The organism is Alteromonas sp. S015, assembly GCF_036864485.1.
Lineage (GTDB): Bacteria > Pseudomonadota > Gammaproteobacteria > Enterobacterales > Alteromonadaceae > Alteromonas.
Genome location: NZ_JAZETO010000001.1, coordinates 779,758 through 801,100, shown reverse-complemented (window position 1 = coordinate 801,100; position 21,343 = coordinate 779,758). Strand labels below are relative to the sequence as shown.

Annotated in this window: 21 protein-coding genes; 12 read left to right on the top strand and 9 right to left on the bottom strand. The window is 44.5% G+C overall.

Annotated elements, in window-relative coordinates; translation table 11 throughout:
- Nucleotides 1–7: 7 nt before the first annotated feature.
- Together V7R42_RS03465 and V7R42_RS03460 are read right to left on the bottom strand one after the other, a co-directional pair.
- A complete protein-coding gene (locus tag V7R42_RS03465; protein WP_334018820.1) occupies nt 8–379 on the bottom strand; it encodes a hypothetical protein in 372 nt (123 codons plus the stop codon).
- Nucleotides 380–609: 230 nt separating this feature from the next.
- Complete coding sequence (locus V7R42_RS03460) at nt 610–1,521, bottom strand: LysR family transcriptional regulator (RefSeq protein WP_334018819.1); 912 nt, start codon at nt 1,519–1,521, stop codon at nt 610–612.
- A 107-nt stretch (nt 1,522–1,628) separates the two neighbouring features.
- Here V7R42_RS03460 and V7R42_RS03455 point away from each other — a divergent pair, with 107 nt between their 5' ends.
- Nucleotides 1,629–2,486: an SDR family oxidoreductase gene (locus tag V7R42_RS03455; protein WP_334018818.1), complete on the top strand. Its 858-nt coding sequence runs from the start codon at nt 1,629–1,631 to the stop codon at nt 2,484–2,486.
- A 143-nt stretch (nt 2,487–2,629) separates the two neighbouring features.
- Nucleotides 2,630–3,067, top strand: a complete 438-nt coding sequence (locus V7R42_RS03450) for a DUF2177 family protein (RefSeq protein WP_334018817.1) — start codon at nt 2,630–2,632, stop codon at nt 3,065–3,067.
- On the opposite strand, the gene V7R42_RS03445 is transcribed toward V7R42_RS03450, so the two are convergent.
- Both V7R42_RS03445 and V7R42_RS03440 read right to left on the bottom strand, forming a co-directional pair.
- Nucleotides 3,045–4,208, bottom strand: a complete 1,164-nt coding sequence (locus V7R42_RS03445) for a fatty acid desaturase family protein (protein WP_334018816.1) — start codon at nt 4,206–4,208, stop codon at nt 3,045–3,047. The two genes, V7R42_RS03450 and V7R42_RS03445, sit on opposite strands and share 23 nt — an antisense overlap.
- Nucleotides 4,205–5,263, bottom strand: a complete 1,059-nt coding sequence (locus V7R42_RS03440) for a flavin reductase family protein (protein ID WP_334018815.1) — start codon at nt 5,261–5,263, stop codon at nt 4,205–4,207. The genes V7R42_RS03445 and V7R42_RS03440 overlap by 4 nt, the downstream gene beginning before the upstream one ends.
- Before the next feature lie 289 nt (nt 5,264–5,552).
- On the opposite strand from V7R42_RS03440, the gene V7R42_RS03435 reads away from it, so the two are divergent.
- Nucleotides 5,553–6,638: an alkene reductase gene (locus V7R42_RS03435; protein ID WP_334018814.1), complete on the top strand. Its 1,086-nt coding sequence runs from the start codon at nt 5,553–5,555 to the stop codon at nt 6,636–6,638.
- 131 nt (nt 6,639–6,769) lie between these two features.
- Here V7R42_RS03435 and V7R42_RS03430 read toward each other — a convergent pair whose 3' ends face one another.
- Nucleotides 6,770–6,988 carry a hypothetical protein gene (locus tag V7R42_RS03430; RefSeq protein ID WP_334018813.1) on the bottom strand — a complete coding sequence of 73 codons (219 nt, stop codon included), beginning with the start codon at nt 6,986–6,988 and terminating at the stop codon, nt 6,770–6,772.
- 335 nt (nt 6,989–7,323) lie between these two features.
- Here V7R42_RS03430 and prfB point away from each other — a divergent pair.
- Together prfB and lysS are read left to right on the top strand one after the other, a co-directional pair.
- A protein-coding gene (gene prfB / locus V7R42_RS03425; protein ID WP_334018812.1) for a peptide chain release factor 2 occupies nt 7,324–8,422 on the top strand; the annotation gives its coding sequence in 2 pieces (ribosomal slippage) (nt 7,324–7,398 and nt 7,400–8,422; 1,098 coding nt in all).
- Between the two features lie 23 nt (nt 8,423–8,445).
- Nucleotides 8,446–10,014, top strand: a complete 1,569-nt coding sequence (gene lysS, locus V7R42_RS03420; RefSeq protein WP_334018811.1) for a lysine--tRNA ligase — start codon at nt 8,446–8,448, stop codon at nt 10,012–10,014.
- A gap of 40 nt (nt 10,015–10,054) precedes the next feature.
- On the opposite strand, the gene V7R42_RS03415 is transcribed toward lysS, so the two are convergent.
- From V7R42_RS03415 to V7R42_RS03405, 3 genes are all read right to left on the bottom strand, one after another.
- The gene (locus V7R42_RS03415) at nt 10,055–10,996 is read right to left on the bottom strand and encodes a ketopantoate reductase family protein (RefSeq protein WP_334018810.1); all 942 of its coding nucleotides are present in this window, start codon (nt 10,994–10,996) and stop codon (nt 10,055–10,057) included.
- Between the two features lie 75 nt (nt 10,997–11,071).
- Nucleotides 11,072–11,857, bottom strand: a complete 786-nt coding sequence (locus tag V7R42_RS03410; RefSeq protein ID WP_334018809.1) for a pseudouridine synthase — start codon at nt 11,855–11,857, stop codon at nt 11,072–11,074.
- Complete coding sequence (locus V7R42_RS03405; RefSeq protein WP_334018808.1) at nt 11,857–12,417, bottom strand: Hpt domain-containing protein; 561 nt, start codon at nt 12,415–12,417, stop codon at nt 11,857–11,859. The genes V7R42_RS03410 and V7R42_RS03405 overlap by 1 nt, the downstream gene beginning before the upstream one ends.
- A 313-nt stretch (nt 12,418–12,730) precedes the next feature.
- On the opposite strand from V7R42_RS03405, the gene V7R42_RS03400 reads away from it, so the two are divergent.
- The 6 genes from V7R42_RS03400 (at nt 12,731) to V7R42_RS03375 (ending at nt 19,567) form a co-directional block, all read left to right on the top strand.
- A complete protein-coding gene (locus tag V7R42_RS03400; protein WP_334018807.1) occupies nt 12,731–15,616 on the top strand; it encodes a M16 family metallopeptidase in 2,886 nt (961 codons plus the stop codon).
- A 74-nt stretch (nt 15,617–15,690) separates the two neighbouring features.
- A complete protein-coding gene (gene gshA / locus V7R42_RS03395) occupies nt 15,691–17,289 on the top strand; it encodes a glutamate--cysteine ligase (protein WP_334018806.1) in 1,599 nt (532 codons plus the stop codon).
- Between the two features lie 67 nt (nt 17,290–17,356).
- Nucleotides 17,357–17,995, top strand: a complete 639-nt coding sequence (locus tag V7R42_RS03390) for a transglycosylase SLT domain-containing protein (protein WP_334018805.1) — start codon at nt 17,357–17,359, stop codon at nt 17,993–17,995.
- Between the two features lie 297 nt (nt 17,996–18,292).
- On the top strand, nt 18,293–18,751 hold the full coding sequence (locus V7R42_RS03385) for a hypothetical protein (RefSeq protein WP_334018804.1): 459 nt from the start codon (nt 18,293–18,295) through the stop codon (nt 18,749–18,751).
- Nucleotides 18,752–18,849: 98 nt separating this feature from the next.
- Nucleotides 18,850–19,263 (top strand): hypothetical protein, encoded by a 414-nt coding sequence (locus V7R42_RS03380; protein WP_334018803.1) that lies wholly within the window; start codon nt 18,850–18,852, stop codon nt 19,261–19,263.
- A gap of 178 nt (nt 19,264–19,441) precedes the next feature.
- The gene (locus V7R42_RS03375) at nt 19,442–19,567 is read left to right on the top strand and encodes a hypothetical protein (protein ID WP_012517787.1); all 126 of its coding nucleotides are present in this window, start codon (nt 19,442–19,444) and stop codon (nt 19,565–19,567) included.
- Between the two features lie 29 nt (nt 19,568–19,596).
- Here the strand turns inward: V7R42_RS03375 and smrB are convergent, their stop codons facing one another.
- Nucleotides 19,597–20,247, bottom strand: coding sequence for an endonuclease SmrB (gene smrB / locus V7R42_RS03370; protein ID WP_334018802.1), 651 nt, complete (start codon nt 20,245–20,247; stop codon nt 19,597–19,599).
- A gap of 152 nt (nt 20,248–20,399) precedes the next feature.
- On the opposite strand from smrB, the gene prmB reads away from it, so the two are divergent.
- Complete coding sequence (prmB, locus tag V7R42_RS03365) at nt 20,400–21,335, top strand: 50S ribosomal protein L3 N(5)-glutamine methyltransferase (RefSeq protein WP_334018950.1); 936 nt, start codon at nt 20,400–20,402, stop codon at nt 21,333–21,335.
- Nucleotides 21,336–21,343 lie beyond the last annotated feature (8 nt).

Below are 21,343 nucleotides of genomic sequence, written 5' to 3'. Positions count from 1 at the left end.
ACTCGGATTAATTAACGTTGGGGAAGTCGATTCTGTCCAGCTCGCTCGCCGCTTCATTGCATTCACCTAATAGGTGAAGCCTGTCTTCGGTTTGGTGCGTATCTATTTCTATAAAGCCGGTTCGGCAGTAACCAGTCTCATCCAGTTTTTTATCAAGCGACGCATAGAGTTGCTCAGCCATTCTATCGCTGCTATGTGACGAGCCTTCGCGACTTTCCTGTCCTTGGCGACCGCCACGACCACTTCGTTCGCCTCCCTGACCACGGCCGCCTTTACCGCCACCTTTGGCACTGTCACGATGCTGCATTAACGGAATGCTAAAGGCGAAGAGCTTGGTACCGTCTTGCTTGATCTTCGTTTCAAAAAATATTTCATCCATGTCTAAAAGTGGTGGCCTATGAGCGCACGCACTGACAATCAAAGAGGTCGTTATTACTAATAGTGTTTTATTCATTTTATTTAACGCTTATTTGAACCACGTCACTTTGAGATTCAAACGCCTCTTTAGTTGCAGCACCCAGTGTAAGTTTTAAGTAAAGCATTTCGGTATGCAAACTTCATAACGAGCGTATCGTTACAAGCAACACTCATTACGTTCTGCATTTTATATCAAAAAGAAGCGGCATTGCCGAAGCGACAAGTCTCAACCAGATAGTCAATAAGTGCTCGGGTACGGCTTGGCACATGCTTACGAGAAGGATAAACCAAGGTAAACAACAAGGTTTCACTTCCAAGTGACGGGAAAATTCGTACCAGTTCGTTAGATGCGACTTCTTTTTGCACAGTTGAAGGTAGCAGCGTAGATATTCCCAACCCTGCTTTGACCATTTCTTGAACAAGGTGAGGAGAGTTACACAGCTCGTAATGTTTGGGTGTAACGTCGATTGGTGTGTTGTCCAGCATTAGGTAATGCATGATTCGTGAATTTAACTGAGATAGCAAAATCCAGGTATGATTATTAAGTTCTGCAATAGTCTTAGGTTCACCATATTTCTTGAGATAATCAGGGCTAGCATATAAGGCGAATTGTTCTTGATATAAGACCCTACCGACGAGCGAGTCGTCTCGTGGCAAACCAATTCGAATGCCTACATCAATATTCTGAGCGATAAGGTCGAGCTTATCGTCACTGCTCACTATGTGTAAATCTATTTCAGGATAGCGGCGCTTGAACTCAGGCAGCAACGGTAATAAAAACTTGTGTGCAATGTCGTTGGTGACTGTTATTGATACTCTTCCTTTTGGCGCTGTTTGACGCAGCTCTTCATCAATACCATGCAAAATCTCGTGGCACTTTTTCGCATGGGAAAATACAGCATTTCCCTCGTCAGTAAGCATGAGCTGTCGAGTGGTTCTTTGCAGTAATCGCACGTCAAGAGATGCTTCTAAACCTGCCACTTGCTCGCTAACTCTAGATCGACTGGTGCCTAAACGGCGGGCAGCTTCCGCAAAGCTTCCACATTCTACTACGCTGGCAAATATGGCGAGTGCCTTAAGATGTGAATAGTTAATTGTACTCATATTCGTGACAGTTCGTTCTGTATATGTCTACTTATCATAACAGTGTTTCACGCACATAATCACCTCTGTGTTCAACCAGTACTCATTTAATTGATAGAGGATAGATTATGATTGCAGTAACCGGCGCTAACGGACAATTAGGTCAAAAAGTTATTCAAACACTGCTTAATACAGAGAAGGCAAACAAAATTGTTGCACTAGTGCGCAACCCTGATAACGCACACGCATTAAAGCAGTTGGGAGTAGTAGTACGGCAGGCCGACTACAATAAACCGGAAACGCTTAAGTCAGCTTTTGAGGGTGTTGAGAAGTTGTTGCTAATATCAGGTACAGAGTTTGGGAAACGCTTTGAGCAGCACAAAGCGGTAATAGATGCAGCTATGGCACAAAACGTTAGCCTCATTGCTTATACCAGTTTGTTGAAAGCAGATACGTCTCCTTTGCTGTTAGCGCAAGAACATAAACAAACCGAGGCTTACTTTAAAGATGTGTCAGCGCCTTTCGTGTTTCTTCGAAATGGGTGGTACACGGAAAATTACACCGATAATGTAGACAGCGTACTGCAGATGGGAGCGGTAGCAGGCGCTGCAAAGCAGGGAGTTTTGTCTACCGCTAGCCGACAAGATTATGCAGACGCCGCAGTGGCCGTTCTTCTATCATCGCAAAATCAAGCAGGCAAAATTTATGAGCTTGCTGGCGACACGGGCTTTACGCTAATGGAGTATGCTTCCACCCTATCTGAAATTACCGGCGAAGATATTGGTTTTTTAGACATGGATGAGAGCGCTTATAGAGAAGCACTCATTAAAGCTGGGCTGCCTGAAGGTATGGCAGCTGCGTTGGCAGATTCAGAGCATTACGCCGCCTCGGGATGGCTCCAAGATAATAGCGGCACCTTATCATCGCTACTTGGTCGTCCAACTGCAACTCTGCGTGCAACACTTGCTGCAAAAATGAAAAGCTGAGTATTTAAAAGTTAAGTAAATTACCATCCCATGCGCATTACCTTGAATTATCATTCAAGTGATGCGCTTATTGTGCAACACTTGCGTATTCATATTTTAAATCACTTGCATCCGCAATTTGCTTATTTACAGGGATAGGTTCCATGTTTTCCAACATCATTCGCTTAGCGAAAAACATCGTCGTATCGTTAATTGGAATCTTTGTGTGTTTCGGCGTGCTCGACTTCTTGTGGCTTGGCGTTATTGCAGATGGCTGGTATCAAAGCGAAATGGCTCCGCTGCTTAGAAGTCAATTTATCACGTGGCCTTGGGTGGTTTTTTACCTTATGTATGGATGTGTGGTGTTTGTACTTGCTGTGGTGGCGAACAGAGAGAAGTCGTTACTTTATGCGGGAATCGATGGCGCGCTTCTGGGGTTGGCCAGTTATGGTGCATACAATTTAACGGCGTACAGTATTATTGAGGGGTTTACTTTGTTTATCATGCTGATTGATTGGGCGTGGGGTACGTGCCTAACCAGCGCAAGCGCCATGGCCGGCTGGTTAGGGTTTCAACTGGTTAAGGGAAAGAGTAGCGAATAATGCGTTTTAACACGCTGGCGTATTGTTTTAAAAAGCCGCCAGTGTTGTAGTGCATGCCGTGTTCTTTGAATACGGCTTCTACCTTGGGCGCCATCTCTCGGTAGCGTCTGGCTGGGATATCTGGAAACAAGTGGTGCTCAATTTGAAAGCTTAAATGCCCGGTAAGCACGTGAAACAGGTTTCCGCCCTTTATGTTCGACGAGCCCAGCGCTTGTCGGTAGTACCATTGCCCTCGGGTTTCATTAACACAATCTTCTTCTTTGAATGTTTCTACATCGCCAGTGAAATGGCCACAAAAGATAATGGTAGATGTCCATAAATTGCGTAACAAATTGGCGATAAGGTTGCCGGTAAATACCCATAAAAATAATGGCCCAGCTAACAAAGGAAATAGCACGTAATCTTTTAATAACTGACGCGCCCCTTTGCTAAAAAAGCGTTTCTTAAGTTCGCTATGAGTAACTTGGTTCTTACGGTTGTCCTTCTTCTGTCCAAAAAATACCCGCTCAGCGGCCATCTCGTGATACGACACACCCCACTGAAATAAAACGCTAAGTACGATGTAAGTCGCAAACTGCCATAGGTTTTTTACACGCCACCTAAAATCGTTAGACAATCGAAGCAAGCCGTAGCCAAAGTCTCTGTCTTTCCCAATAATATTGGTATATGTGTGATGCTCATAATTGTGAACGCGATTCCAGCTCGCACCATCGCAGGCAATATCCCATTCATAGCCTTTCGAATTGATATGTTTGTCGTTCATCCAGTCGTACTGGCCGTGCATCACATTGTGGCCTATTTCCATATTATCGAGAATTTTAGCCGTGGCTAAACTCAATACGCCGACCACCCAGAGTAGCGGTTGAACGAACCCTAACATTAAGAGTACGCGTCCACTCCACTCGCAAATTCGCTGGATTAAAATAATACGTCGGATATAGGCCGCATCTTCAGCCCCCACTTTCTGTTTAATGTGGGCTTTAATTTCATCAAGCTGAGCAGCAAGTAATTCGTAGTTCGGTTTCTTTTTAGTGCTCGTTGCCTCAGTTACATGAGTTTCCTGAGTTTCACGCAAAGGTAAGTGTACGTGTTCAATGGTTTCTTCACGGTGATGTTTGTCTATTGCAACGCTGTTGTTCATAGTTGAATCTCCAAATCGGTAACGGCTTGTGATACACATAGCTGGATAAGTTGCTCTGCGCTATCTGACAGTTCGCCTGTACGGGTATCTCGCACCACGCCGCGCTTTTTAACGCATTGGCATTGATGACAAATCCCCATTCCACAGCCGTAGGTCACAGGTTGTTCAGCTTGTTGAAGTTGTGAAAGTAAAGTTTGTTGATTATCGATAGTTAAAGATTGGCCGTTGTGCATTAAAGAGAAGGTTTCACTTTGGCTAAGGCTAGTGTCGCTTAACACGGGAAGCGCTGCGAAATGCTCGCTCGAGAGAGGCGCATTGATTGTCTTTGCATAACTTTCAACTTGCTCGAACATGGTATGTGGGCCGCACACTAACCAGTGGGCATTGGCAAAGTAAGACAAATAGGCTTCTACGCCTCCATCTTTTTGCTTAGTTAAAATAGCATAACTGAAGTTTTCACAGCGCTTACTGAAAGCTGACAACTCATCCATCAATACGTGTTCATTGGGCTTGGCAAAATAAAGCAAATGTACGGCTTTTTGATTTACCGCTGTATTGTTAATAGCATCATCAAGCATGGCAACAAAAGGGGTAATACCCGAGCCGCCCGCAATCATAAGCAAAGGCTTTTCCGTTTTCGGCCATACGAATTCTCCCATAGGGGCTGAGATATTTACCCATTGATTAGGCATACAAGCATGGAGGTAAGGTGTTAGCGCGCCTTGGGCTTTAACCTTGGTTACTAGGCGAATCTGCTTTTCTTTTTGGCGGGTGTTGGCACCACTCGCTATGGTAAACACGCGGGTGGTGAGCCTGCCATTAATTTCTATGGTTAATGCGATATGCTGCCCTGCAACATGCGTAGGCCAAGAACTCTCTGGTCTAAGCAACACCTCGAGCATATCCGGGCTTAGTTTTTTTACGGTTACAACCTTGGCTCTGAAATATCCATCCCGCCACGCCGGTTTAATTTGCTGCATCAGCACTTCCCAATAGCCCCTCCAAGAGCCGTGGTGGAATATGCGATCAGTGAATTTATCTAGTAATAGTCTCAATGTAGAAATCACACCTATTTATCGTCGCAATATTTTCAACACAAAAACGAATGAAAATATTTAAGCGTACAAGTGTACGCCGGTTCAGCGAACAAGTGTAAGCTTAATTTTTTATGAGTCAAGAGGAGAGGTGGAAATTTTAGGTATCGTCGTCGAAATACATTGAAACTTTTGCGAAAAATGCAAAAGTGCTTTGTTAAAAGTATGGGTTCTAACTTAGCTCATCGGTCTTATATTTGACGTTATCTAAACGTGTAAATTGCAAAAATAAAGTTTAAAGGATCGTATTATGAAACTATTTGAAACCGTATTGCTGGCTGGAAAAACGCTTAACAACCGCATTGCTATGCCACCAATGACTCGCTCCCGTTCAACACAGCCTGGTGATGTGCCAAATGCATTAATGGCTGAATACTACGCTCAGCGCGCAAGTGCAGGGCTTATTGTTAGTGAAGGCACACAAATTTCGGCACTCGGTAAGGGCTATGCGTGGACGCCGGGTATTTATACCAAGGCGCAAATCGATGGCTGGAAGTTGGTAACAGAGAAAGTGCATGAAGCGGGTGGTGTGATGTTTGCGCAGCTTTGGCACGTGGGCCGCGTATCCCACCCTTCAAATACAGAGGGGCAGCAGCCGATTAGCGCATCGGCGATTCAAGCAAAAGGGGTAAAGGTGTTCGTTGATGAAGGTGGCAACCCTGGCTTTGTTGAGTCGGTTATGCCTCGCGAAATGAGTATTGAAGATATAAGCGCGGTGGTGGAGGAGTATCGCTTAGCGGCTCGAAATGCCTTGAAAGCAGGATTTGATGGTATTGAATTGCATTCGGCTAATGGTTATTTACTGAACCAATTTATTGATTCTCAGAGTAACGCAAGAACAGATGAATACGGCGGGAGTGTACAAAACCGTATTCGATTTTTGAAAGAAGTGGTGCAGGCTGTGTCTGAGGAAATTGGCGCTGAGAAAGTAGGTGTACGTTTAGCGCCCCTAACAACATTAAACGGGACGGTCGACGACAATCCCGAAGAGACCTATCTTGCTATTGCTTCCATGCTTAATAGTTTCAAGATTGGCTATATGCATATTGCTGAAGCCGACTGGGATGATGCGCCGCAGATGCCAATATCATTCAAGATGGCTATTCGTGAAGCCTATAGCGGTCTGCTCATTTATGCTGGAAAGTACGACATAGAGCGTGCCGAAAAAGCTTTAACTGAAGGATGGGCAGATATGATTGGTTTTGGTCGACCTTTTGTGGCGAACCCAGATTTACCCTACAGACTAGCGAATAATGTACCGCTGAATGAGCACAACCCCGATACCTTATTTGGTGGTGATGAAAGAGGCTATACGGATTATTCGTTTATCAAATAGCTATATATTTGAGTTGACGTGATGTGGCCACGTTGAGCAATAAAGGGGCTGGCCCCTTTATTGCGTTAAGGTTGTTGCAGACATGGTTTGCGTTAGCATTGAATGTTTAAGGCGTTTCTAAACTCGCTTACTTAGAAGTGGCGGTTTCTATATAGCCAAGCAGCGATACCACTCCCTGCAATAAGCATTGAGGTTGCCAGCCATAGTTTTGAGATAGGTGCTCCGTCGGGGCATTGTAGGGCCATGGTTGCGCCGGCTAAATTTTGACAGTCAAACAGTTGTCCCAAGGCAAGTACTAGCAAGCCCAGCAATACACCGATAACAGCATAAGACAAATTATTAAACGACATACTTTTCCCTTAGTTTTTCCATTTGACGTTTACAAGGTTTCTACAGTGCCCTAATGCACACTTATGGAAAGCGTGATTGCGTTAAAACTGTGCAGTAGTTATTGCACCGCACGCATGCAACCTCGTATAAGTTTATTCTTATGGCCTTTGACACCATAACCAATGCTTGGAGTAAGCAGTTGAACTGCAAAAATGTTTATTTCGTCTTTAACGGTTGAAAAGCACACGTTGTGCCAAGCAAATTGAGCTTCGCAATATTTGCGCCAACCCCTATCAAAATTCCTACAAATTCGGTACTATCCGCGGTCTTAATTTTTTAACGAAATAAGCGGACTATGTTTGAAATAAACCCCGTTATGAATGCGATAAAAGATATCCGCGAGCGCACCGAAGCGCTTAGGGGGTATCTTTGACTTTGATGCAAAGTCAGAGCGTTTAGAAGAAGTTAGCCGAGAATTAGAAAGTCCTGACGTTTGGAACGAGCCAGACAGAGCGCAGGCTCTTGGCAAAGAAAAAGTGGCCCTAGAGCAAATTGTGGAAACGATCCACAAGCTCGACCAGGGAACTGAAGACGTTGAAGGTCTAGTTGAGCTGGCCGTTGAAGCCGAAGATGAAGATACCTTTAACGAAGCGCAAAGTGAATTAGAAGGCTTAATTGAGCAGTTAGAAGTGCTTGAGTTTCGCCGTATGTTCTCTGGCCCAAATGATGAGAACGATTGCTATATTGATATTCAATCGGGCTCTGGTGGTACAGAAGCGCAGGATTGGGCTAACATGCTGTTGCGCATGTATTTGCGTTGGGGCGAAGCCCACGGTTTCAAAACGGAACTCATCGAAGTGTCAGATGGCGATGTAGCCGGTATTAAAAGTGCAACCCTGCGTATTCAAGGGGAATATGCATTTGGTTGGCTACGCACAGAAACAGGCGTACACCGCTTAGTTCGTAAGTCACCGTTTGACTCGGGTAACCGCCGTCATACGTCATTTTCATCAGCGTTTGTATACCCAGAAATTGACGACGATATTGATATTGAAATCAACCCGTCTGATTTACGTATAGACACCTATCGTGCGTCGGGCGCGGGTGGTCAGCACGTAAACAGAACGGACTCTGCGGTACGTATTACCCATGAACCTACGGGCATTGTGGTGCAGTGTCAGAACGACCGCTCGCAGCACAAAAACAAAGATCAGGCGATGAAGCAGTTAAAAGCCAAACTTTATGAGTTTGAACTGCAAAAACAAAACGCCGAAAAACAAGCGATGGAAGACAGCAAGTCTGATATCGGCTGGGGAAGTCAAATACGCTCTTACGTTTTGGACGACTCTCGCATTAAAGATTTGCGCACTGGCGTGGAAACACGCAACACTCAAGCCGTGCTAGATGGCGACTTGGACAAATTTATTGAAGCCAGCCTGAAATCTGGGCTGTAAACCGAACAATGAAGTGAAAGGTTATGACTGACCAACAAACAGACGATAACAAATTGATTGCAGAGCGCCGTGCTAAGCTAAGCGCTATTCGCGAGCAGTGCCGTGCGAACGGTTTCCCAAACAGCTTCCGTCGCGAAAACTATGCGGATGAGCTTCAAGCTAAGTTCGGTGAATTCGACAAAGAAACCTTGCAAGAGCAGGGTAACAAGGTAAGTATTGCTGGCCGTATTATGGCAAAACGTGGCCCTTTCATGCTGCTTCAAGACATGACAGGCCGTATTCAAGCTTACGCTGATAAAGACACGCAAAAAGCGCTTAAAGCAAAATATGGTGCGCTAGATATTGGTGACATTATTGGCGTGGCGGGTGATCTGCACAAATCAGGTAAAGGCGACCTTTATGTGAACATGGAGCAATACGAGTTGCTAACTAAAGCACTTCGTCCATTGCCAGAAAAATTCCATGGTTTGAGCGATCAAGAAACGAAATATCGCCAGCGTTATGTGGATTTGATCACAAGTGAACAAACGCGCAAAACCTTCATGATCCGTAGCAAGATTGTAAACGGTATTCGCAATTATCTTACCGAACGTGACTACCTTGAAGTAGAAACACCAATGCTACAGGTTATTCCTGGTGGCGCGACGGCGAAGCCGTTTGTAACTCACCATAATGCGCTAGATATCGATATGTACCTGCGTATTGCGCCAGAGCTTTACCTTAAGCGTTTGGTTGTTGGTGGTTTTGAACGTGTGTTTGAAATTAATCGTAACTTCCGTAACGAAGGTTTATCAACTCGTCACAACCCAGAGTTTACTATGCTTGAATTCTACCAAGCGTATGCAGACTATAACGACCTGATGAACCTTACAGAAGATATGCTGCGCACCTTGGCAGAAGATATTCTAGGTACAAGCATCATCAAGAACACAACCAAAGATGCCGATGGCAATCTGACGTCAGAAGTTGAATACGACTTTGGTAAGCCGTTTGACCGCTTAAGCATGGGTGAAGCTATTCTTAAGTACTGGCCAGAAGCTAACGAGGAAGCTATCCGCGATCCAGAGGCGAACCTTGACGCGCTTAAAGCGATGGCAAAACAGCTCCACATTAAAGAGCCTGAAGTTGACGGTATTTGGGGTGCAGGTAAGTACCTTTGCGAAATCTTCGAAGCGACAGCGGAAGAGAAACTTATCCAACCTACGTTTATTACAGAATATCCGTGGGAAGTATCGCCGCTTGCACGTCGTAACGACAACAATCCATTCATTACCGACCGCTTTGAATTCTTCGTAGGTGGACGTGAGTTAGCGAATGGCTTTAGCGAGCTTAACGACCCAGAAGATCAGGCGGAACGTTTTGCAAAGCAGGTAGAAGAGAAAGATGCTGGTGACGATGAAGCCATGCACTTTGACGATGATTACATTCGCGCGCTTGAATATGGCTTGCCGCCAACGGCGGGTGAAGGGATCGGGATTGACCGCCTAGCTATGCTATTTACTGATAGCTCAACAATTAAAGATGTTATCTTGTTCCCACACATGAAGCCTCAAGCGCCAAAAGACGCACACGAAGCGGGTGAACAAGAATAATCTTAATCCTTAAATAGCGTGATTTAGGTGTGCGGCGCTGTTAAAGCTTCAGCGCCTTAACACGCTCTACTAAAAGGGTATTCTCGGGAACGGGAATACCCTTTTTTGTTGCCATATCTACAATGTAACCGTTGATGGCGTCTATTTCTGTTTGCCTATTATGTGCGACATCCTGATGCATGCTTGAATAGTTTTCACCGGTTGCCTTGGCCACAGACAGCACATTTTCATGAACTGACCGTGCATCGAAATCTAGCCCGCATGCATTCGCTACCTGTGTGAACTCATTGCAAATGGCGATACGGCTTTGTTCAAATTCAGTGTTACCAATGTGCCTATTTTGAATGTTGTTAAGTGCCGTTAGTGGATTTATCACGGCATTAACGGAAAGCTTCGTCCACAATGCTTTTAGAATATTACTTTGGTATTGCACCGGAGGAAGGGCCTTATCTAACGTCGAAATTGCGCTGGTTAGCTGCGGCGCTATGTGTGAAAGGGCGGCCAATGTTTGAGGTGATGGTTTAGTTACATTAGGCGCGCCAATTTGCGTTGCGCCAACTCCAGTATATTTCACATGAAAATTGCTGCTCGATGTACTTACTTTTAACGCGCCATGACTGGTTGTAGCAAGAAGCAACGGATAATCGCCGCCTAGTAGATCTCTTGCAGCCTCAAACCCGCCCATACCGTTGTGAAGCAGCACAACAGTTGGCTGTTGCGTAAGATAGGGAAGCCACTGTAATAGGGCGCCTTTAAGTTGATATACCTTTAAAGGGAATATCAACACATCATTTTTAGGTAACACGATAGGTGAAGGCTTGGCAGGTTTCAGCGCAGTGGTTTGACCGTTTTGCCAATGTGCGCAAGACGGCATGGTTTTCATGTCTCTGGGGTAGCAGTCATACGGCACGCCGTTTTTCTGGGCGCTCGCAGCAATTAGGCTTCCTATGGCACCGCCGCCGACTATATGTAGTTTACCCATTAGCATCTATTAAACATTCAAATTTGTTTCTATTTTATTGTGATTTGGAACTTATTAGGTCGTTCGCGTTTTCCCCTAGCGCATCGGTAAAAAGCGTGCGGGCAGGGAGGGCCATGGATAAGTCTCCGGCGCATTGAGCCCGTTGTACCAAGCTTGCACGTCGTCTTCCTTAATTACGTCACCAGTATCGAATGGCGCAGTTATCGCTAGTTCGCCAGAAGATAGGGGAAGACGCAAATGCCATGCGTGAAGGTACAGCCTGTCTGATGCCTCACCCCCATAAAGTGTATCACCTAGAATAGGTGCGCCAATGCTTTTAAGCGCCACACGAATTTGATGGGTTTTCCCAGAGTGAGGCTTAACGATAAAGCCTCGGGTACCGGGCTTAGCCGCATTACTGAAAAACTGAGTGATAGCTGGGTTAACTAAAGTTTTAAGCAAAATCCGCTGGCCGCCTCGACGATTTTTCATGTCGCCCATTATCGAGCCTTGCTTTTTCTTTGGCTTTTGGCTGCTTAAAGCCAAGTAATATTTGCTGACGCGCCTTGATGAGAAAAGCTCGCCAATTTCTCCTGCTACAGCTGCATTTTTAGCAAGACATAAACAGCCCGACGTGCCGGTATCTAAACGGTGGCACAAATGCAGTTCAGTAAGCGCTAATTGCTTCTTGAGAAGGGAGACGATGCCTGCTGTTCTGCTGCTTGGCTGCACCTCGGCGGTTGCTTTACCAGCCGCCGACGAATTTTTAACGTTGACCGTATCAGTGTTCGCCCCATCAACGGCGTCATGCATAGCGACGTCAATAGGCTTATTAACAACAATGAGGTCAGCGTTCTCAAAAAGAATTGGGATCGGCTGCACTAGCTATTTTCTAACTCAGAGATGGCTTCTTCATAATCAAGTTCATCAACAGCATCGATAATAGCCGCGCGTTTTTCTTGAGGTAAGGCTAGAGCATCAAGCCATTCGTCCAGTTTATTTTGTGCGATAAACTCGCTGGCTTTGAGCGCAGTCATTAATTGTTTGCGAGCTTGCTCTGCAGCTGCACCCCTCGCCGGTGCTGGGGCATGGACCTCTGGTTCTTTAATTAATGTATCAACAGCAGCAATGGTTTCATCAAGCACTGCTATGAAAGCAGGATACTCATCGGCAACGCGTTTTTCGTTTCTAAAGCCGCTTTCTACAGGTTTGCTGGCATTATACAGAGCAAATAACCCTAAGTTGCCCGTCACGCCTTTTAAAGTGTGAACGAGAGAGTAAGCTTCATTAAAGTCACCTTTAGCAACTTGCGCTTGTAAGTCAGTATCAAGAGAGCGGTATTCGTCCGTAAATTTTCCAAGTAAGGTGAACAACAGTTTTTTGTTACCACTTAGCTGTGACATTCCAAAATCAATATCGAGTACTGTTGTTGACTGATCCATACGTATATCCTTTTATTTCGCAACTTCTACTGGACAATTTCTAGTCCAAACGGAAACCATTTGTCAGTTCATTCGTACCACTCAACGAATTCAACTGGCTAAAGCCTTTGTGACTAAAGACTATGAAGTGTAAGTGTATTTCAGAAATACACAAATTAATACAATCATAGCAAAGTCGAAGCAAGTAAAGCCTTAAAAAGTCTGGTAGTCTTCGAAAATTAATTTGCGTTTTTTAAATAGCAAAATTCTGTTTTCATTCGTTTAGCAAGGTAAAGCTAATTGGAAAATGCGTTGTAATGTAAAAGGAAACAACATGTTAGGAAAACTGGCCCTACGCACTCTATGCATCACCTTGGGTGTAATTGCCGTAACTGCATGCCAACAGGCATCAAAAGAACAAAGCGTAAATCAAGCGAATTTTCAAAAAGGTACGCTGAACTCAGTTTCTATTCCCTACGAAAAATACACCCTGAATAACGGACTGACAGTCATTCTGCACGAAGATCATTCTGATCCGCTGGTTCATGTTGATGTAACCTACCACGTTGGCTCTGCGCGAGAAGACGTAGGCAAATCGGGTTTTGCTCATTTTTTTGAACACATGATGTTTCAAGGCTCAAAACACGTTGCCGATGAGCAGCATTTTAAAGTTATTACAGAGTCGGGCGGCAATTTAAACGGCACAACCAATACCGATCGCACTAACTATTTTGAAACCGTACCGGCTAACCAATTGGAAAAAGTTCTTTGGCTAGAATCTGACAGAATGGGTTATCTGTTAGAAGCCGTAGACCAAACTAAGTTTGAAAACCAACGAGAAACAGTTAAAAACGAACGCGCACAACGGGTGGATAACCAGCCTTATGGATTGCGTTTCGAGCTGAACGGTGAAGCGCTATATCCAGAAGGGCATCCATACTCGTGGATGACCATCGGCTATGTAGAAGATTTAGATCGGGTTGACGTCAATGACCTAAAAGCCTTTTTTAAGCGCTGGTATGGCCCGAACAATGCGGTTCTTACTATTGGCGGCGACATTGATGTAGCCAAAACCAAAGCGTGGGTGAATAAGTACTTTGGAGAAATACCAACTGGGCCGAAAGTGGAAGAGCCTGAGCCTCAGCCTGTTAAGTTAGACGAAACCCGTTATGTTACGTTAGAAGATAAGGTTCACCTTCCCCTTCTGCAAATAACTTATCCTACTGTGTATGGTCGCCATGAAGACGAAGCGCCACTTGACGTACTGGCCGATATATTAGGCGGTGGAAAAACCTCACTGTTTTACAAAAACCTAGTGAAAGAAGGCATGGCTGTGCAAGCCGTGGTGTCTCATCCTTGCCGCGAACTTGCCTGTGAATTCCAGCTACTCGCTTTGGCTAATCCTGCAAAAGTCACCTCACTTTCTACACTCCAGAATGTACTTAATGAAACGCTAAAAGAGTTTGAAACACGTGGTGTGACACCAGATGATTTAGCGCGTACAAAAGGGCAAATTGAAGCGCGTACGGTATTTGGTTTACAAAGTGTGTCTGGCAAAGTGTCAGCCCTCGCCGCTAACGAAACTTTTTACCAAACGCCAGATTTGATTGCTGAAGATATTGCGCGCTATAACGCCGTAACTGCAGAAGATGTTATGCGTGTTTACAATAAGTATATTAAAGACGCCAACAGCGTTGTGTTAAGCGTGGTGCCAAAAGGTCAGGTTCAGCTGGCTGCGGCAGAGCAAACCTTTGAACGTCCGGTGAGAAATATTGAAATCGACACTGTAGAAGCGACTGATGATGAAGCCTTTACCAGTGCTCTATCTACGAATACAGCCCCTAGCTTTGATAGAAGCATGATGCCAAAAGCCGGTGAGGCACCGGTTGTAGAAGTTCCAGATTATTGGGAAGCTGAACTTGCTAACGGCATTGAAATACTTGGCGTAACCAGCACCGAAACGCCAACAGTAACGCTTACATTAGGCATGGATGGAGGCATGTTGCTAGACCCTGAAGGTAAAGCAGGTACGGCTTACTTAACCGCGTTACTTATGAATGAAACCACTAAGCATTATAGCAACGAACAATTAGCCAGTGAACTTGCAAAACTGGGTAGCGCTATCCGATTTAGTACGGCAGGTAGATACTCGCAAGTGTACGTCTCTACCTTAACCAAGCATCTCGATGAAACCTTAGCGCTGTTAAAAGAGAAACTGTTTAACCCTGCGTTCACTCAAGAAGACTTCGACCGCATGAAAGAGCGTGTTGTACAAGGCTTGCAGCAACAAGCTAAAACACCGTCTAGTTTAGCCCGCCGCGCGCGCGACCTTATTTTATTTGGTGAAGAGAACCGTGTGAGCCTGCCGGATGAAGGCACGCTGCAGACTGTGCAAAATATCAATTTAGAAGACGTTAAAACGTTTTATAAGAATTACTATTCGCCAGATAAAGCGAGTATTGTTGTTGTTGGTAACTTACCGAAAAAAGACATGGTGAATACATTAGACTTTATTGGTCAGTGGAAGGGTAACATATACGAATTTGCTGATTACAGCGACTTCCCCAAGTATGATGAAAACCAAATCTTCTTGGTGGATAGCCCAGAAGCGGTGCAGTCGGTAGTATTTATTGTTGATAGAAGCTTACCTTTTGATGCGACAGGCGACCACTTCAAGTCTCGTCTTATGAACTTCCCATTAGGGGGGGCATTTAATAGCCGCATAAATCTGAACCTTCGAGAAGATAAAGGTTTCACCTATGGAGCAAATAGTGGTTTCGTTGGTGGTAAAACACTCGGCTGGTTTGAAGCAAGTACCGACCTCACTGTTGCCAATACAGGTGAAGGTATCGCTGAAATTCTAAAAGAGATTAATCGCTACCGCACTGAGGGCGTAACCGAGGAAGAAATCGCATTTATGCGCAATGCCTTTACCTTAAGTGACGCACTTGAATTTGAAACGCCAACCAGTAAAGCGCGCTTTTTAAGGCAGCTGCTAAGCTATGGCTTAGATAAAGGCTATCGTAAAGAGCAAATTGATATTATCAACAATATCGATAAGGAAACGATAGATACCTTGGCAAAGCAATATTTGAATCTCGAGAAGATGCAAATTATTGTAGTAGGCGACAAAGCTAAAATTTTGCCTCAGTTAAACGCGCTATCAATGCCAATTATCGAGTTATCAGTAGAGAGTAATACCCGAGAAACGTTAAACTGATAGATTGATTTTTGTTGAATTTCCACTATTGCCCCCCATAACTGGGGGCAATATTGACATAACGGACCACCATTTTGACTGTAGACTCATCCCGTTTTGAAGCGCGCATTGCTGCGCTTAAGTCACCCGAGTTTCTCGCTGCGCTAAAAGATATCAAGCGTGGTGTCGAGCGCGAAGCCCTTCGTATAAACCCGAACGGTACATTAGCGCAAACCCCTCATCCTAAACCGTTGGGATCTGCGCTAACTCATGATTCAATCACCACCGATTTTTCTGAATCGTTGCTTGAGTTTATTACGCCTCCAGAGAACAGTGCTGCCAAAACGATTTCGCAGTTAAAAGATATCCATAAATTTGTTATTGATAATATTGGCGAGGAGCAAATATGGCCGCTTAGTATGCCATGCTTTATTGATGATGAAGCGCACATTCCCATCGCCTATTTTGGTGAGTCAAATGTGGGTAAGATGAAGCGCGTATATCGTATCGGCCTGAAAAACCGCTACGGCAGTATGATGCAGGCGATTGCCGGCGTGCATTTCAATTTCTCCCTTCCCGAAACGTTTTGGAAGCTATGGGCACAATTGAACGGAAAAGAACATTCTCAAGAGCAGACTTCAGCCGATTACTTTGGTTTAATCCGTAATTACCGCAGACTTTGTTGGCTTATTCCTTATTTGTACGGTGCATCCCCCGCATTGTGTGGGTCGTTTTTAAAAGGAAAACAGCATGCGTTACCTTTTAAAAAGGTAGGCAAGGGCACGGTGTATATGCCATATGCCACATCACTTCGTATGAGCGATCTAGGCTACACAAGTGCAGAGCAGTCGTCGCTTAAAATCTGTTATAACAAGTTAGACAATTATGTCACCTTGTTGCGCGAAGCAATGAATACGCCGTCATCCCGTTTTAGTCAGTTTGCTGCAGGCGAAGAGGGTAATTACCAGCAATTAAGTCGCAACATCATTCAAATTGAGAACGAACTTTACTCGCCTATACGCCCTAAGCAACCTACTCAATCAATGGAAAAGCCAACGGACGCACTAGTTAGGCGCGGTATCAGCTACATTGAAGTGCGCGCCCTTGATGTAAATCCGTTTTCGGCAATCGGTATTTCACAGACGCAATTCGATTTCTTAGATATTTTCTTAGTAACGTGTTTACTAATGCCTAGTGCAGAACTTGATGAAGCGCAGCTGAAAGAAGCTAAAGAGAATATGAATAGAGTGGTGTTGGAAGGGCGAAATCCTGATTTGCTGCTGCAAAATGGCGGTGAAGATATTTCACTACCTAACTGGTGTGCTTCGTTATTCAAGTCCTTTGAACAAGCGGCTGAGTTGCTTGATATAGCCAATGACACGTCGCGTTATACGCAGGCGGTGAAAGTCGAAGCTGAAAAAGTGGCGGATCCTTCATTAACGCCGTCGGGCAAATTACTTGCTACCCTGTTAGAGAGCAATAAAGATAATGGTTTGCTGGGCTTAGAATTGGCACAGGCTTATCAGGCTGAGATGAAGTCTTTTGAATATACAGATACCGATTCTGCTGGATTTGCTGCCCAAGCTGACGCGTCATTTGCTGCTCAAAAAGGCATAGAAGCTACTGATGTTAAAGACTTTGAAACATTTATTCGTGATTATTTCGCTGAAGCCCCAGCAAAAAAAAATGCCTGACATAGGTCAGGCATCGAAGGGTTCCAGGGAAACACACATTTTACTAGAACATTAGTTAAGACAAGCTATGAACCAAAAGTTCAAAAAATTGATTATTTTTTTATCAACGCTCATCGTTATTTTTCCTCTGCTTATCGCTGGGTGTGCAACAACGCCTCCTAAAGACATCAGTAATGTGTGTGAAATATTCTATGAAAAGGACGATTGGTATGATGCTGCTGCTGATGCTCGCGATAAGTGGGGGGTGCCTATCCACGTTCCGATGGCCATGATGTATCAGGAAAGTTCTTTCCGTCACGACGCGCTTCCACCCCGCGACTATGTTTTCTTCGGACTTATTCCATGGGGACGCGTTAGTTCAGCTTATGGGTACTCACAGGCGAAGACGATAACCTGGAGCGATTATGTACGTGAAACTGACAACAGTGGCGCTGATAGAGATGACTTTGATGATGCCATAGATTTTATGGGCTGGTTTATTTACAAGTCTCAGAAGATAAATGGTGTGTCGAAATGGGACGCCTACGCACAATACCTTAATTATCATGAGGGTTGGGGTGGATACAAACGCAGAAGTTATGATCGAAAGCCGTGGCTAAAAAAAGTAGCCTCGAAGGTAAAAGCGCGTTCACTGCGATATGCTACCCAACTCAAAACTTGTGAAGAAGATCTTCAAAAAGGTTGGTTTATGAAGCTGTTTAGCTAAGTTAAAGAAATAAGAAAACGCGACGTTATCGTCGCTTTTTTATACGTCGATAAATATTTATGAGAAGAAGCTGGGAAATAAGTTGAAGTAAAAAAATGAGGGATAGACGGGCGTCTATCCCTCAGCGACGCTAAGCCAAGACCGTTTTTACCCAACGTCGAACAGGCATTTATAAGATAGTGTAAATGAGAATTATTTGCAATATCTTTTTGGTAATTAATTTTCCTCCTAATTTATCTATTCAGTTAGCACCGCAAAAATTTCATCTTGTCTTATACTTTCTAGGTGGAGGAGTATATGGATAAAGACAGATTCAGTGCGCATGGAGAAGTTCACGCACACTATCAAAGCGCGCAAAGAATTCTACATATAGATCTGGTAGGCCCGTTCAATTTTGAGTTCATGCAAAAATACGAGCGTGTGGTTGGCGTGCAACGAAAGACTATTGACACACCGTGTTGGGGAAGTTTAGTGAATGTATATGGTCTTGCACTTGCGCCCATAGAAGCAATAAACGCTGGACAACAGATAGTTAGCAAAGCGGTGGCCTTGGGATTAGTTGCTACAGCAGTGGTGCTTCACGAGTCAGAAGGTGTGGCCATGCAAAAGAAGTTTTGGTCTCGTGTTTATGACTCTTCAACACTAGCATTTGAATATTTTGACGATACTGCTCAGGCAACACAGTGGTTGTGTGAAAGAGTACTTGCTTGGCAGCAGGCCCACAATGTTAACCAGTTCAACAATGCAAGACGATAGCTATAACAGTCCTAACTAGGCGAACTCGCTTTGTTAAAACTGATCTTTGCTCAGTGCCCCATTCTACCAATTTAATGAAGGCTTAACAGGAGGTAGCCATGGTAGGTAGTCAGCATCAATACCGTTTTTTCAACGTTAACAATGTCCTATTTGATATACCAAGCAATGTATACGACGACAGTGTTGTCGACGGATGGTTTAGGAATATCGCAAGAGAGGGTCAGAAATTTGATAAATGGGTAATTCTATCTATACCCGATAAAAGTTTGACGATTACACATACTGCCGCATCTCAACTTTGTTCACGGCTTCCCTTTCTGAGAACGTATGGGTGTTTGGGTTTTCTTTTGCTTGCGAACCATGTAAACGCCAAAATCTTTCAACATAGTCTTCGAGCAACACTCCCCAACTTTGATATTCAAGTCAGTGAATCGATGGAACAGCTTTGCCGTAATGCTGAGGCGTTGCTTGGCTATGAGGGGAATCTGAACATATTCAATCGTTACAATTAAGTATGGGATAGCCCCAGTTGTGATGGCGAGACGGATATGCGGATTTGTATTAACTGTATGTTGACCTGGATCAAATAACTAGGTTGTCAGCTAATGACTAGAAATTGAATTTGATCTGGATCACAACCTTTATCTAATGCCTCTTCTACTATGCATGTAGTTGAAGAGGAGATTACTTATGTTGTGGACTATGATGAAAGATCCTGTGGTATGGGGCTCGCTGCTTGGTATAGGCATTATTGTAGCGATGATGATGTACTACACCTACCTGTTTATGCACAACAGTGCAGATGAAGATAAATAAGCCACCATGTATGGCTGCGCAGGCGCAAATTAACGCTTGCTGTTTTGAAGCGGTATGTCGATGAGCACCAGTAGTGCTGCTTGTCCACCGTACTCTAGTGGCGCTTGATGAAATGCGCGTACGTGTGGATGCTGAACTAAGTAGTGGGGCAGGGCGGCTTTTAATACGCCCTGACCAAAGCCGTGCATTACACACACGCAGTCAATCAGTTCTTTTCTTGCCGCGTGAATAAGCGCGGCAAGCTCAGCTTTTGCCATTTCGCGAGTAAGGCCGTGTAAATCTAAGGTCATTTCTGGCGAGTAGTCGCCGCGGCGCAACTGTTTCAAAATATGCGTCGATTCACCTTCTTGGCAAAAGCGCATGGGCCCTTCTTGAGGTAGCGCGGCCTGATACATATCAGAAAAGTCGAAGCTTGCCGCTAATTGCTTGCTGTGTTTTAGGTGTTTACCTTTGATCTGCTGCGACTTTTTAAATAATTCAATTTTCTTATCTGGCTCAACTTTATCTTGTGATAAAGGCGTCACTCCCTGCATTGCATCGGCAAATGAAAAGGTCTTTTCCTCGGTATTCGTAGACGTATTTCCATCACGGGCGCCTTCCTGTCTCGCCTGACTTTTATGGCGATGAGGTTCAGAAAGTTGCTTCTTTAATGCTTTGAGTTCTTTTTTAAAGGTTTTCATCAACGATAGCTTGGGTAAATACACTCGAGTTTTACGATTCAAAACGCTTAAATTATAACGAATAGAAAGATTCGGTACGTAGTTAATTATGTGAATCGGTATGAAGTTTGGGTATGATACCAGCTTTGAAATTTTTGATGTACCCAAACGCCATGACCGATAAGTTTTACCTTGAAGAAGCCATTGAAGATCTGCATACCCTGTTAGATATGACACGATGGGCAACCAGCCGTTTTAACGATGCGGCCTTGTACTTTGGTCACGGTACTGACAATGCGTGGGACGAAGCGACAAGCCTAGTTATGCAAGCCTTACATTTGCCTCATCCTATACTAGAGCAGGTGGGCGATAGTGTTATGGCGTCTCGCTTAACGAAAAGCGAGCGAGAGAAGATTGCAGAGCTTGTTTTAAAACGTGTGCAGACGCGCATGCCACTGCCTTACATCACCAATGAAGCCTGGTTCTGTGGTATACCGTTCTACGTAGACGAGCGTGTGCTTATTCCACGTTCACCGTTTGCTGAACTCATTCAAAACGAATTTGCGCCTTTTGTAGAATCTACGCCAAACACTATTCTCGACATGTGCACAGGCGGTGCTTGTATCGCTATTGCACTTGCTCATGCGTATCCAGAAGCGCAGGTGGACGCGGTAGATATCAGCACAGATGCCTTGGAAGTGGCTGACATTAATATTCAGGAGCATGGTCTAAGCCACCGTGTGTACCCAATTCAGTCAGATCTGTTTTCAAGTTTAGAAGGGCAGAAGTACGATCTTATCGTGTCTAACCCACCTTACGTTGATGCAGAAGATATGGCTGACCTGCCAGAAGAGTATCACCACGAGCCTGAGCTAGCCCTTGCAGCAGGTGAGGATGGTTTGGAACTGGTTGATGTCATGCTCAAAGAAGCGCCAACTTACCTTAATGATGGCGGTTGGCTATTCGTAGAAGTAGGGAATAGCGAAGTGCATATGAGCGAGAGGTTTCCTGGCTTAGAAGTCATTTGGCTTGAGTTTGAAAATGGCGGCTCAGGTATTTTCGCCGTTCAAAAAGACACATTAGTACAGTATTTTAGTAGTAAGGATTAACAGTTAAT